The organism is Aeoliella mucimassa (genome assembly GCF_007748035.1).
Lineage (GTDB): Bacteria > Planctomycetota > Planctomycetia > Pirellulales > Lacipirellulaceae > Aeoliella > Aeoliella mucimassa.
The window spans coordinates 5,530,017-5,543,357 of the sequence record NZ_CP036278.1 but is presented as its reverse complement, the minus strand read 5'-3'; the positions used below and the strand labels follow the sequence as shown (position 1 = coordinate 5,543,357).

Annotated in this window: 14 protein-coding genes and 1 tRNA gene; 7 read left to right on the top strand and 8 right to left on the bottom strand. The window is 58.9% G+C overall.

The genetic code is table 11. The features are described from left to right. Positions 1 to 229 precede the first annotated feature (229 nt). The 5 genes from Pan181_RS21780 to egtB form a co-directional block, all read right to left on the bottom strand. Entirely contained in the window at positions 230 to 565 is a 336-nt protein-coding gene (locus Pan181_RS21780; RefSeq protein WP_145250110.1) for a hypothetical protein, read from the bottom strand. 161 nt (positions 566 to 726) lie between these two features. After that, positions 727 to 966: a helix-turn-helix domain-containing protein gene (locus Pan181_RS21775; RefSeq protein ID WP_145250108.1), complete on the bottom strand. Its 240-nt coding sequence runs from the start codon at positions 964 to 966 to the stop codon at positions 727 to 729. A gap of 35 nt (positions 967 to 1,001) precedes the next feature. Next, positions 1,002 to 1,075 (bottom strand) — tRNA-Arg (locus Pan181_RS21770). 113 nt (positions 1,076 to 1,188) lie between these two features. Further along, positions 1,189 to 2,151 carry an L-histidine N(alpha)-methyltransferase gene (egtD, locus tag Pan181_RS21765; protein ID WP_145250105.1) on the bottom strand — a complete coding sequence of 321 codons (963 nt, stop codon included), beginning with the start codon at positions 2,149 to 2,151 and terminating at the stop codon, positions 1,189 to 1,191. A gap of 55 nt (positions 2,152 to 2,206) precedes the next feature. Then, complete coding sequence (gene egtB / locus Pan181_RS21760) at positions 2,207 to 3,511, bottom strand: ergothioneine biosynthesis protein EgtB (protein ID WP_145250103.1); 1,305 nt, start codon at positions 3,509 to 3,511, stop codon at positions 2,207 to 2,209. A 243-nt stretch (positions 3,512 to 3,754) separates the two neighbouring features. Between egtB and Pan181_RS21755 the strand changes: the two genes are divergently transcribed. Then, positions 3,755 to 4,297 (top strand): NUDIX hydrolase, encoded by a 543-nt coding sequence (locus Pan181_RS21755; RefSeq protein WP_145250100.1) that lies wholly within the window; start codon positions 3,755 to 3,757, stop codon positions 4,295 to 4,297. A gap of 32 nt (positions 4,298 to 4,329) precedes the next feature. Here Pan181_RS21755 and Pan181_RS21750 read toward each other — a convergent pair whose 3' ends face one another. Beyond that, on the bottom strand, positions 4,330 to 4,893 hold the full coding sequence (locus tag Pan181_RS21750) for a hypothetical protein (protein ID WP_145250097.1): 564 nt from the start codon (positions 4,891 to 4,893) through the stop codon (positions 4,330 to 4,332). A gap of 161 nt (positions 4,894 to 5,054) precedes the next feature. On the opposite strand from Pan181_RS21750, the gene Pan181_RS21745 reads away from it, so the two are divergent. Next, positions 5,055 to 5,477 (top strand): hypothetical protein, encoded by a 423-nt coding sequence (locus Pan181_RS21745; protein ID WP_145250094.1) that lies wholly within the window; start codon positions 5,055 to 5,057, stop codon positions 5,475 to 5,477. A 605-nt stretch (positions 5,478 to 6,082) separates the two neighbouring features. Then, on the top strand, positions 6,083 to 7,003 hold the full coding sequence (locus tag Pan181_RS21740; RefSeq protein WP_145250090.1) for an ankyrin repeat domain-containing protein: 921 nt from the start codon (positions 6,083 to 6,085) through the stop codon (positions 7,001 to 7,003). A gap of 21 nt (positions 7,004 to 7,024) precedes the next feature. Here the strand turns inward: Pan181_RS21740 and Pan181_RS21735 are convergent, their stop codons facing one another. Then, positions 7,025 to 7,897: an NAD(P)-dependent methylenetetrahydromethanopterin dehydrogenase gene (locus Pan181_RS21735; RefSeq protein WP_145250087.1), complete on the bottom strand. Its 873-nt coding sequence runs from the start codon at positions 7,895 to 7,897 to the stop codon at positions 7,025 to 7,027. 108 nt (positions 7,898 to 8,005) lie between these two features. After that, positions 8,006 to 8,503 carry a formaldehyde-activating enzyme gene (fae, locus tag Pan181_RS21730; RefSeq protein WP_145250084.1) on the bottom strand — a complete coding sequence of 166 codons (498 nt, stop codon included), beginning with the start codon at positions 8,501 to 8,503 and terminating at the stop codon, positions 8,006 to 8,008. Positions 8,504 to 9,199: 696 nt separating this feature from the next. On the opposite strand from fae, the gene Pan181_RS21725 reads away from it, so the two are divergent. The 4 genes from Pan181_RS21725 (at position 9,200) to rpmA (ending at position 13,326) form a co-directional block, all read left to right on the top strand. After that, positions 9,200 to 10,285: a DUF1559 domain-containing protein gene (locus Pan181_RS21725; protein WP_197529309.1), complete on the top strand. Its 1,086-nt coding sequence runs from the start codon at positions 9,200 to 9,202 to the stop codon at positions 10,283 to 10,285. 301 nt (positions 10,286 to 10,586) lie between these two features. Then, on the top strand, positions 10,587 to 11,699 hold the full coding sequence (locus tag Pan181_RS26820; RefSeq protein ID WP_145250079.1) for an EF-hand domain-containing protein: 1,113 nt from the start codon (positions 10,587 to 10,589) through the stop codon (positions 11,697 to 11,699). A 291-nt stretch (positions 11,700 to 11,990) separates the two neighbouring features. Continuing rightward, a complete protein-coding gene (locus tag Pan181_RS21715) occupies positions 11,991 to 12,965 on the top strand; it encodes a hypothetical protein (protein ID WP_145250076.1) in 975 nt (324 codons plus the stop codon). Positions 12,966 to 13,077: 112 nt separating this feature from the next. Further along, positions 13,078 to 13,326 (top strand): 50S ribosomal protein L27, encoded by a 249-nt coding sequence (rpmA, locus tag Pan181_RS21710; protein ID WP_145250073.1) that lies wholly within the window; start codon positions 13,078 to 13,080, stop codon positions 13,324 to 13,326. Positions 13,327 to 13,341: the final 15 nt, after the last annotated feature.

Genomic DNA, 13,341 nt, shown 5'->3' with positions numbered 1-13,341 from the left:
TCATTTTCTGAACGCTTACGCCAACACGCTCCGCACGCAGCCGCAACCGCTCACGGAAATCACGATCGCACCGGATCGTTAGAACAGGTGCTTTAGTAGCCATGATCGCACCTCAGAATCTCGCCGAACATAAACGCCACAGCGTAAGAAGAAGCCAACCAAAGAATTCCATTCCCCAGGTTGGCCTCATATGCCGCGTTCAGCTTCCATGCTTCACGCCCCAATTGGTCTAGCTGTTCTCGCTGGCGACCACACGTAACTCCGTCGCTGCGATCCGTAGGGTCCCGTCGCGGGTTTGGGTCACATCCGCTTTCACATGCACCCAATCGCCCTCGAAGGGCCAATGACGGAAGTCGGCGGGATTCTCGCCGTACATCGTGTGCGTGAAGCCCATCCCTTCGAGCTTCATCACTTCCCGTTGCTTGCCCTCGTAGGTCCGTGGTCCACGGGCAACACACTTCACCACGCCCTGAAGTTTGATCCCTTCGATCATCATGGCTTTCGCACGATCGAGAGAGATTGCATCGTTGTTCTTTGGTTCCGGCTTCGTAGCAGATTCGGCCATCAATCGCCCCATCAGAATTAGGGAACGCGGCCACTAGAACAGCGGCAAGAGATATAGCCAATAGCATGACCGTCGCTCCATCGGTAAAGGAAATACCCGCCGGAACTCCCCGGCGTCGATGGAGTGATTATTGCACTTTAAACGTTATTCGTCAATCGAAATTATTGCGATTTCGACGTTCCCGCTTTAGGATCAATACGCATTAGCTTACTAGGGGGAACGTCCAACGCTTCCGCGAACAGCTCGACAGTAGATAAACGCACATCCTTACGACGATTCAAAAGGTTCGAGACATCCGATTGCCTACGGCCCATTCGCTCCCCAAGCCGCTCCTGATTGAGCCCCTGACGCTTCATTTCACGCTTGGTATTCGCAACGAAGACTTCGTACAGCCGACACATAACAAGGCTCCTAGAACGAAAGGAGGGAAACGAAGCACGCCCGGCAGGACTCGAACCTGCAACCCCTGGTTCCGAAGACCAGTGCTCTATCCAATTGAGCTACGGACGCATGGCTAACCAGCTTGCCGAGGCAATTGGTTTCGCTCGGCAGCATTCTAATCGGCTGGCTGGGGTCTTGGGAAGACATCGGTCGGCTGCTGTGGGTTCGCGTTGGGCAAAAAACTACTCCTCTACGGGGAAATATGCCACCGCGAACAGCCGCGATGGATCGGTCCAGACCGTGGGAGCCGCAAAACCTGCGCGGCTTGCCATCTCGCTGAACGACTCGACACTGTATTTGTGCGACAGCTCGGTACGCACGGTCTCGCCTTGGCGGAACGCGATCGACCGACCCGCCAGGTGCACGGTTTGGTCGGCCTGGCTGACCAGGTGCATTTCGATGCGATGATGCTCTTCGTTGAAGACCGCGCGATGGGTGAACGCCCTGAGATCAAAATCGCCATCGAGCTCTTCGTTAATCCGACGGAGCAGATTCAGGTTGAACTTTGCAGTGACCTGCTGCTGGTCGTCGTACGCCTGCTCCAAAGTGCGACGATCCTTGATCAGATCGAACCCAATGAGCAGCCCGCCGCCGGGGCCTACGAGGTTCGACAACCGCGACAGCAGCTCTTCGGCCGCGGCAGGGCGGAAGTTGCCGATCGTCGAACCGGGGAAGTACGCCACGCAGCGGGCGGGTTCGAACTCGGCGTCGGGCAGGGCGAACTCCTGCGTAAAGTCGGCATGCACCGGTACCACCTGCACGTCGTCGTGTGCTTCGGCGATGCGCTCGGCCGCTTCGTAGAGATGCTCGCCGGAGATGTCGACCGGCACGTAGCAAGTTGGTTTCGGCAGGCGAGAGAGCAACGCGCCGGTCTTCATGCTGCTGCCGCTGCCGAGTTCGACAACGATCGCCCGCTCGCCGATGCGGTCAGCCATCTGCTGGCCATGCTGCTGCATGATGGCCACTTCGGTGCGGGTGGGATAGTACTCCGGCAGCTCGCAAATCTGATCGAACAGTAAGCTTCCCCGGCGGTCGTAAAAGTACTTACTCGGCAAGGTCTTCTGCTCGCCGGAGAGACCCTCGAGCACGTCCTCCAGAAACTCTTCAATGGCTAGCGGCAGCTCGGTAGTGGTAGAAGGGGGCATGGGATTCGCCTGGTTAAAAGTAGTATTTGAACAAACGGAGTCGCTGCAGAAGCGACTATCGTGCGAGCCGGATGCCGGTGAATTGCCAGCGGGCTTCGGGCGGGAAAAAGTTGCGATAAGTGGGGCGGATGTGCGACTGGCTTGTCGCGCACGAGCCGCCTCGCAGCACGTACTGGTTGCACATGAACTTCCCATTATACTCACCAATCGCCCCGGGCGGCGGAGCGTAGCCAGGATACGGGGTGTAAGGGCTCGAGGTCCATTCCCACACATCGCCGTAAGCCTGCTGCAAGGAGCCTTCTCCTATGCTTGGAGCCGGGGCAGGGTGGTAGCGACCACTCTCTACGAAGTTGCCCGTGATCGGCACCTGCTGGTCGATGGTCATCCGCTCCCACTCCGCTTCGCTCGGCAATCGGCACCCAGCCCAGCGGGCGTAGGCGTCGGCTTCGAAGTAGCTGACGTGGCACACCGGTTCGTTGCGATCTACCGGCACCAACCCGGCGAGCGTGAATTGATGCCATTCGCCGTTGACTTGCTGCCAGTACAAGGGAGCGTTCCAGCGATCCGCTTGCACCACGCTCCAACCAAGCGACAGCCAAAGCTCAGGACGCTGATAACCACCTGCGTCGATGAACTCCAGGTACTCGGCGTTGGTAACTGGCCGCGAGGCGATCTCGTGCGACTGCAGCAAGGCTTCGTGCCGTGGACCTTCGTTGTCGTAGTGAAAGCCGTCGCCAGCGTAGCCAATCTCACGCACTCCTTCGCTGCCCGGCAACCAATCGATCGCTGCTGCTGGCCTGGGCGAAAGCGGTTCGCGCGATTCGTAAACCGGCCACAACGGGTTGCACGAGAACAGGTGCTTCACGTCGGTGAGCATCAACTCCTGGTGCTGTTGCTCATGCTGCAAACCCAACTCGACGATCGACAACAACTCGGTCGAACTGCTATCGAGTCCTGCAAGCAGTTCCACCATTTGTTGGTCGATTGCCTGGCGATAGCGATGCACGTCGCTCATCAGCGGCCGCGACAACAGTCCTCGCTGAGAGCGAGGAAACTGCTCGCCGACCTGATTGTAGTAAGAGTTAAACAAGTACTCGAACGCAGGATCGAACGGCTCGTAACCGGCAATCGCAGGCTTCAGCACGAAGGTCTCAAAAAACCAAGTCGTGTGAGCCAGATGCCAGCGAATGGGACTCGCATCGGGCATCGACTGGATCACGCAATCTTCCGGAGCAAGTGGCGAGCACAACCGATCGGTGGTTTGTCGCACCTGCTGATAACGCTCCAACAGAGATGCGGCAGGAGAAACAGGCGAAGCTTTGAGGGTTGTAGAAAAAATAGCACACCTCGTGCGATCCATGAGTTTGCAATCTAGATATGATATTGTTACGACCAGTATAGAGGGGGACCGTTGAATGACTACCCACGAGGTCGGTGGTGCCTGGAGCGACCCTTCAGCATCGCGAAGGCTTCCTCCATCCGTGCGTTGCCAGCGATTGCGGAACATGCGAAACTTCATTTCTAGGTGAGTTGTGTCGGTTGTTGCTGGCAATGCTTGCCTTTGGGTAGCGAATGTTCATTTTGTGTAACGGAGCGTTTGTTCATGGATCAACCATTGCCACCCCCCGAATGCCTGCACCGCGGCAAACACTTGACCCTTGTTGCTCGCGGGCACTGGGAATACGCGGTTCGTACCGTGGCCTCGGGCGCGGTTGGCATCTTGGCGATTACCAGCGACGAGCAGGTGGTGCTGGTGGAGCAGTACCGCATTCCGGTCGGGCGACCTGTGATCGAGATCCCCGCCGGCCTGGTGGGCGACACGGCGGAGTTTGCCGGCGAGCCGCTGATCGAGGCGGCCAAACGCGAACTGCTGGAAGAAACCGGCTACGTCTCGGACAGTTGGTCGGAGCTCGGCAGCGGATACTCGTCGCCAGGTCTGTCCGACGAGTCGATCATGTTCTTCCTGGCCGCCGACTGTCGCAAGGAATCCGACGGCGGTGGTGACGACTTTGAAGACATCCGCGTGCACACCGTGCCGCTGGCCGAGGTCGATCAATGGCTCGACTCGCAGCAAGCGGCCGGCATCGGATGCGACTTCAAACTGTTCGCTAGTTTGCGAATGGCCGAGAAGCACCGCCAACAGTAGCGATGCATTGAAACGCCATCGTTTTCCGCGGGCTACAGCATCGGTAGCATGTCGCTGCCGCGCATGTCGTCGAGCATCTTGCGGCACTCAAGCGGATCGGTCGGGTCCATCTTGAGCAAGGTGCTCACGATTTCGTCGGCCATCACTCCTTTGCCTAACTTCTCCAAACACCAAGCGGCTCCCCGCCCCGCGGCGAAGAACCCCTGATTCGCTAACTGCGAAGCCGGCACCGGCACCGGCTCGCCCGCCCGCCGCCAGGCCTTGTAGCCAAGCTGGTACGCGTAACCAAAGTGCCCACGGGCCAGGGGAACATCGTTCTGATACTCCACGGCCATCTCGCCGAGCAGCAGATGGGCGTCGAGGCAGTCGCTGCAGCCCGACAACAGCCAGCGAAGCTCGTCCTGGGCGACTTCCCATTCCCCCTGTTCGAGCATGAACCGCACTTCGTCGATGTCTTCGGCCCGATCGCGGGCGCAGCGGGGATGCTTGAGTGCCCAGCCTTTGCCGCCGGCTAATTGGGCGAGTGACACGCTGCTGGAGCTTGGGGTACCAGGTTTTTTCTTGCCGCGGGATTGCGACGGACGCTTCTTAGCCAAGGGAAAATCCGAATAATTGCCGAGTCGATGGATCGAACGAAACTCGCATTATCGCTTTGGAGACTCGTTTCGACCAGCTAGGATAGTAGGAAGAACCTCCTATTGGAACTTGCCGCACAGAAACGCCCCCTCTGCTCGGCAAACTCAAAACCTGAACCTGCATGCCCGACCCCGCACCGCTTCCGCCGACCAACTGCCCGTTCTGTGGGTACGCGCTGCCTGCCGACGTGATGGCGGTGACCTGCGAACATTGCGGGCGGGTGCTAAAGCCAGCGAAGAAGCGGAAATCGTCGCCCGCCAAGCCTGCGGCCCAATCGCCGCCGGCCGAAACGCCAGCCCCGCGGGTGGAGAGCACGTTTTTCGAAGCCCCGTTCGTGCAGGAACCGATAACTGCTCCCACTCTCGAACACGAGGCGTCGGCCCCGCCGCTCGATGCCCCGCCGCCGCTGGTGACCGCCGACGAAGCGCTGGAGGCCCGCGCCCGACTGCGGAAGAAGGTTCGCACGGTTGTTGCGGTTAGTTCGGCCATCATTCTGCTACTGGTCTATTTGGTGCTGCTCACGTTTACCAAAGACCCACGATAACGGCCGCTGCTTCCCCGCATTCGCGTGGCCCCAATTGCCCCCAAAAGCCCGAAATCGATTCGTGGGGGCTTTATTCTCTCCTCACCGGGGGCGGCAGATTCGCTTTTCGCCTGTGTTTGTCGGCACTTTTTCACGCCACCCAAAAACGCCCACCGGGAGATTCGCCCCACCCCACATCGAGTGGGGGCAAAACCATGCCCCACGCTCTGGCAAAAGCCGAATGGCACCAGGGATTTCGCCAGGGCAGTACCAGTGCACGTAGCCCACTGCTTACGAGCTGCAACTTACAACCAAGTTGTCAAAGATCCTCACACCAACCACAGTGTGGTGCACTGATCATTAGTGCACATCCGGTGGCCAATTGCGAGAAGAAAATGGAAAGAAAAGTAGAACAGAATAAGGGCAACAACTCGGGTGCCCCTGGCTCCGCCAGGGTGAGGCGACAGTGAGCTCTGCCAGTGGCAATCGGGCTCGGAGAGCCCTGTTACCCAAAGGGCAGGTGTAGCCTGCTTGTGCCTGAAAATGAGCCAGGGATCGTTATCGAGAATCTCCTCGAATACAATTTATAACACTCCTTATAAGCTTACCTTTTTAAGGTGCGAACCATGCGTAGGATTTGGATTGTTGCACTTCTAGTACTCGTAGCTGGCTGTGGTAACTCGACTTGGCATCAGAAGTTCGACTGGAACGCGGAAGACTACTTTGACGACCCGCAAGTCATCGCTCTTTGCAAAGCCATCGAAGCCAACGACCTGGAAGAGATGGAGCAATTGATCCAAGCAGGGGCCGACGTTACCGCAACCGGCAAGGATAACATGACGCCTCTTTTGTGGGCGTTTCCAGACAACAAGCTTGAGCGATTTAAGAAACTCCTAGAGCATGGCGCCGATCCAAACGTCATTGTTCGAAGCGATTTCAATACGCACAGCTCCGGCATTCGTCCTGGCTTCTCAATCACGCATATGGCCTGCAAAACCAGTTTTCCGGGATACTTTGAAGCGGTGTTCGAACACGGAGGGGATCCCAACCTGGTGGAACAAGGTCAAGGAATTATCCCCGAAACACCTATCTTTAAAATTGTCAGAAACAGGCCCGCTGATCAGAAAGAGCGAATTGTAACCCTAATCAGCCTAGGGGCCGATCTCGACTTCATCAATGGTGCCGATGTAACCCCCTGCATGCAAGCAGTAAGTTGGGGCGAACAGTTTGATCTTGTACTATTTTTGCTCGAAAAAGGTGCGGATTGGAAAGTCTATCAGACCACCATAAACGCCCGGCTTGCCCATAAGATGATAATGTGCAAACGTCTTCGTGGAAACAGATGGACACCCGAAACGAAACGGCAATACGATGAAGTAAAGCAATGGCTGGAATCGCAAGGCGAATCGTTTGAAGACGCTGAAAAGGATCTTGATCGACGGCAATCCTGGCAGTCGCTACCTCCCCACGAGTATTCTCTACGAATTGAGGCTGAAATAGCGGAGCGTAAAAGACGAGAAGCACAAAAGCAACCAGGGCAGAAGTAGCAATCGTGCTCGGAGAGCCCTTTATTTACCCGCTTCGATTTCTTTGCCCAGCGCGTAAATCTGCGGGGCGTCGAGCACCAGGTCGTTGGCCGTGAAGAGTCGGGCGATGGCCGCGCGGTGGATTTTCATCTTGGTGCCACCGATACCGATGGCTCCGTAGCAGAGGGTGCCTGCCTGTTCGATCGCTTTGTCGCCGACCTCGATCCCCTCGATGCCGACCGGCGGTACCGCGTTCAGATCGATCGCGACTTGCAAGTCGGCGAAGTCGCTGCGAACCGCTGCTGGCAGCAACTCGACCCCTGCTGCTCCGCAGCCGAATACCAGGTTCGAGCCGGTGAGCGACTGTCGCAGTCCCGCTTCGTCGGCCGTGGCGAAACACTCGATCTTGGCCGCTGGCAACTGCTGGCGAATCGACTCGGCAGTGGCTTCGGCGCTCGCGAGTCGCCGGGAGCAGAGTCGAACGCGGGCGCCGTCTTCGGCCAGCATACGGACCACTCGCTGGCCCACCGGGCCGGTAGCGGCCAGCACCGTGGCGGTCGATTGGGCAAGTTCTACGTGCCGGCCAGCGGCCAGCACCGCCGCGGCGGCCGTGGTATTGGAACCGCTCGAGTCGAGCATGGCCGATACTCGCATCGGGCCAAAGCAAGTGTTGACCACCTCGGCCAGCACTTGCTCGCCGAGGGCAACGTCGCTGCCGCCGACGAAAATCGCAGTGTCATGCAGCTCGCCCGGACTTCGGGTGAAGATGGCTCCGTAGACCAAGTCGCGAACCACGTCGGGGGTCACGCCCGCATGGCGGAACAGATGGTCGGCCCCCGAGTCGACTGCCACCACGCTATCGAACACGCTCGGCTGAGGGTCGGTATCGAGGCAGATAAGAATCTTGGCTGGCATGTTGACCCGAAGTAAGAGCGTGGGCGGGAGCGAGCGTAGAAAGCAGTAGAGGAAGGGAGAACCACGAAGTTTAGGCTCTCCCTTCCTCCGAACAGTTTTTCCAGCCGCTTAGAATCCGCGGAACGGATGGGCTGCTTCATCCTTCCCGGCAATCATCTCCGCGGCGGTCGGCTTGCCTTCCATCGCGTTCTTGATCGCCATCTTGGTGGCTTCGTAGTTGTAGTCGTAGATTTTCTTGTCGTCCTCGGCCTCGGGGTGGATGAACACGCCGCAAACGCAGACGAGGTCCTCGGCAGCATCTTGGGCAATCACGCCGTCGGCGACGCTATCGGCAACCGCTTTGGCTACGGCAGCCTGAGCCGGGCCGAACATCTGCACCGCTTGCTTCATGCCTTTAATGGTGACCTTGGTAACCATGACCGTAGCGGGCTTTACCGCCAGGTTGGGGGTGAGTACGGCCAGCAGGTTGGAGTGGCCTTCGCTCTGACGAGCCAGTGCGTTGGCAAAAGCAACGCCTACGGGGCCATCTTTGCTGCCGACGAGCAGGTCGATGTGGGCAATTTCGTTTCCGTCGCCCGCCAGGGCTTCGCCAATATACATGGACATGAAAGGTGTCTCCTACAAGAAATGGAAGATACGGCCAGCCGGTGGTTTTGCCGCCAGTCCCAATGCATTGGGTAAAAACAGCCGCTACGGGAAGAAATCGGGCTGTTTTGGGCGAATGGCACTATGGTAGGGCCTACCCGTCGCGACCCCATGCCGACGGTGCCCGTGCCACAGCCAGGGAGGATACCAAAACCACCCGGCGAATCAAGCGACCGAGGCTCCGAAGCCCTCGGCCGATTAATCGTTACAACTGGTGGAGATTCGCGGTCTAACACCTATAGACAGGAGTCATTCGCCCCCGTTCCGCGGGGCAGCGTGCAGCTAGCGACTGGCACAAGAGGATGCCCGCAAGCGGTCAAGCAGCGTTATTTCTGGACAAATGGCTTATTCTTTGCAAAAATTAATACTAGGAGCCGTGCACTCGCATCGAAGCGCGCTGGCCCCTACTATGGACAGACAGGTTGAAATGCTGGTCGCCCTTCACCCCGGTCTGTTCTGCTGGCTCCGCCAGGCTTCGGGGTGTTGCCCGCAGCGAGCTGAATTATGCTACCGATCCTATTCCTACGGGCGACCACGTTGGACCAGACACCAGGCGTGACTCGCGAGGGCAAACTCGTAGCGGATCGCGTCCCATCATTTACTTGCGAGCAACTCATGGAAAGTACCCGAGTGGTTCGTCACGTTAGGAGAGAACAGATGAGGCAAACCAATTCCAGTCGCCACGCAGCGATGCGCGGCTTCACCCTGGTCGAACTGCTGGTGGTCATCGCGATTATCGGCACGCTGGTCGCACTGCTGCTGCCGGCCGTGCAAAGCGCCCGCGAGTCGGGTCGCCGCGCGACATGCACCAACAACATCCGTCAGCTTGCTCTGGCGATGCAGAACTACGATTCGAGCGCTGGCCACCTGCCTGGCTACGTGAACGATATCGAGAACACCCGAAGCGCCAAAGACAACAACTTTCAGTATACCGAGGCTCGTCAGGCCACTTGGGTCGTGATGCTCTTCCCCTACCTCGAGCAGCAAGCCCTGTGGGATAATTGGTCGGACGCAACTCAGTCGTTGAGCGACTCGGCGAACACGCCTGAACTGCCAATGCTCGAATGCACGAGCAACGCCCGCGATATTCCGGGCAGCCCTTGGTTGTCGTATGTTGCCAACAGTGGTCAGCTAATGACCGACCCCACCCGCAATGGTGTCGGCGAATCGGCTGCGAACGGGGTGTTTGTCGATCGCAGTGTTAACCTTAACGCACTACCAAGCACGGGGGCTGCCGACGGCCGCGAAAGCGCAAAGCCACCGCAGGTGTCGATCGGTTCGATTCTCGACGGCACGAGCAACACGGTCATGTTCAGCGAGAACCTCTACACGTTCTACTGGACCTACGTCGATGGCAACAACAACCCAGTGGCCAACTCGCAAAACAAGGACGACATCTTCAAAGACAATCCTCACTGGTTCGGCTTTGGTTGGACCAACTCCACCGCCTCGGGTAACGACGGACAGTGCGACACGAATTGGCTGAAGATCAACGGTGTCTCGAAGGACGCGGCCCCGATCATCTACATGAACAAATTGGACGATTGCTATTCGTACCCCTCGAGCAACCATCCCGGTGGTGTGAACATGGCGTTCTGCGACGCTCGCGTGGAGTTCGTTACCGATGGCATCGACCTGACCGTGTACGGCCAGCTATTGACGTCCAACGCTCGCCGCTCGTCGTACGCTCCTGGCGGCACGCCCGATCGCAACTTGCCACCAGTGTCGGGCGACGCGTTCTAAGTCGCCCGCTAGCAGACCACTGGCGGTCCACCGCTGGTCGGATTAGTGGAGTTACAACCATTGCCACCGAGGCTCGCGAGAGTCTCGGTGGTTTTTTGTTGCGCTCTCGCTAAAGAAATTCTGCGACACCCGTCGCCATACACGGGGTTTGTATTCTTGAAAGCCAAAACGTTCGTTGCTAGCAAATCGCACTTGGCACACGGGTTAGGCGGTGGCGGGTTTCCCCTTCTGCTCCGCTCACAATTAGACAACCGAGACAGGCTCTCTGCCTGATCCTCCAGATACGATCAAGGAGATCACGATGACCAAATGGTTGATGCTGTGCTTGACACCGCTGGCCATGCTGCTGGCGACTTCCGTTTACGCACAAGACGGACCACCCGCCCGGGAACGCGGCCAGCGCAATCCCGAGAGGATGAAGCAACTAATCGAGCGTTTCGACAACGATGGCGATGGTGAGCTAAGCGTCAAAGAACGTCAAGCCGCTCGCAAAGCGTTTGCCGAACGCCAAGCCAATCGTGGACCACGCGATGGTCGCGGACCTCAAGCCGAACGTGGACCACGCGAAGGTCGCGGACCACAGGCCCAACGCGGACCACGTGAAGGACGCGGACCGCAGGCCCAACGTGGACCACGCGATGGTGCAAAGAAACCAGAAGGCAAGGGCAAGCCCGATGCCGCGAAGGCCAAAGGCGACAAGGCCAAACTAGCCAAGGATAAGTCTCCAAAGGCCAAGGCAGCCAAAGGCAAGCCAGCTGCTGCGAAGCCGACCGGCATGCCATCGCCCGATGCGATTTTCGATCGCCTCGACGCCAACGACGATGGCGTTTTGAGCAAGGAAGAGTTCGCGACCCTCGCCAAACGCATGCAAGCGGTACGTCAGAATATGCAACGCAGCATGAGCCAACGCCGAGGACCCACAGGGGGTGGACCTCGCGTGGCCATGCAATCGAAGGGCCCCAATGGTCCTCGTCAACGCGGTGAGTTCCAAGGCCGTGGCGGTCGCGGACCCGGCCAAGGTGGACCAGCGGCTGGTGGTCCCGGACGTAGTGGTTTCGGCCCTCGCGGCGCGGCAGCCAAGTCCGATAGCGACGACGAGACCCCCAAGCCCGAGTTCCAGGGTCGCGGTAATCGCGGTCCTGGTCGCGGTGGCCCCGCCTTCGGCGGCCCCGGTCGTGGCGGACAGGGCGGTCCGGCGGCTGGCTTCGGACGCGGTGGCTTCGGACGCAGCGGCGATGAAGCCAAGGCCGACGATGCCGACGACAAGGCGAAAGCCGAAGCCCCAGCCCGCGGTGGACGCGGCGGCTTTGGCCAAGGTGGTCCTGGATTCGGCGGCCCCGGATTCGGTGGACCTGGCTTTGGCGGACCGGGCCGTGGCTTCGGTCGTCCGCAAGCAGAGGCAGATGGCGAATAGCCTTCGGTAGCCTCGTAACAATCCCCCCCGCTGATACCCCTCCGCTGAGCTTCGGCTTTGCGGAGGGGTATCTTTTTGCGTGCTTCCGTTATCTCCCTGCGAGAACGGGCTAAAACAGCAGACATCGCCCGTTTCGCGGGTTACACTTCTAGTATTGCTGGCCCGGCGCGAGCCGATTCGATCGCATCGATCCTGGCGGTTATGCCGTTGTTTGCTCCCATTGCCAGCAGCAAATATAATGGCGGAAAGAACTTCCGTTGCTCCTGTGTCTGCTCACCTGGTTACGCCACCATGCACCGACTGTGTCTGCTTGCCCTATCCCTGCTTGCCCTATCCCTGTTTGCCGCGACTTCGCTCGTTGGCAACACAGTTGCCGCCCAGCCCGAACGTTCCGGCCCACGGACGTTTGCTCCCGGCGTGATCACGACGATCGAACCCGAGATTCTCTCAGAGGAAACCTATAGCCGGAAACCGATGATCGAGATCACGGCCAACCAGGCCCTCGATTGGGATCCCGCGACGATTGCGAAGACTCGCACGCTCTACAGCCAGGCCAAGCAAACCACGTTCACCAACGAAGTTTGGGGGCTGGAATTCAGCTTCAAACCACTGCGGATGGTCACGGTCGAGGTGCCGAACGCCCAGGGCGAGAGCGAGCGAAAGCTGCTGTGGTACCTGGTTTACAACGTGCGAAACACGGGCGAGCGACTCAAAGCCGTGGAAAAAGAGCTGGGTGAGTTCACCGCCGAACCGGCCGAACCTAAGCCAGTCCGCTTCCTGCCGCACTTCGTGCTCGAAGGCCAGGATCGCGACACGAATGGCCAGAAAATCTACAAAGCGTATCTCGATCGCATCATCCCCGGCGTGGTCGAAACCATCCGCCAGCGCGAGGTGCCTGGTCGCGAATTGCTAAACAACGCCGAGATGGCGGCTACGCCGATCGAAGTCAGCACCGAAGCCGAAGACCACACCGTGTGGGGCGTGGCGATCTGGGAGCAAGTCGACCCCGAGATGGACTTCCTGTCGATCTACGTGAGCGGTCTGACCAACGCGTACGTCTGGGCTGACCCCGAAGGGGAGTACCAGGCAGGCGACCCGGCAGGCAAAGGCCGGCGAATCGCGGCCAAGACACTTCAGCTCAACTTCTGGCGTCCGGGTGACGAATTCCTGGAGAACGAGAAGGAAATTCGCTTCGGTGTTCCCGACGGCAAAGCCGACCTGTACGGCGTCGACGAGGGGGTTGCCTACCAGTGGACCTTCCGGTAGGATAGCTAGGCTCCGAGGGGAATATTGTTCCCCCAACTACCCGTACAACCCCGCAGCGGCGGCATTTTTCGCTTATTTGCTGCCGCGCGACTCCAACGTGGAGGCCCCTGAAATGGCACATAAAAAAGGTCAAGGTTCGAGCCGCAACGGTCGCGATTCGAATGCCCAACGTCGCGGCGTAAAGAAGTACGGCGGCGAAAAGGTGATTCCGGGCAACATCCTGATCCGTCAGCTCGGCAACAAGTACCACCCCGGCATCGGCGTTGGCCAAGGCAAGGACTACACCTTGTTTGCTTTGGTCGAAGGCCAAGTGATGTTCGACCGCGAAGGTCGCCGGATAAACGTGGTTCCCACTGCCTAAGTAGCAGCCAGGTGC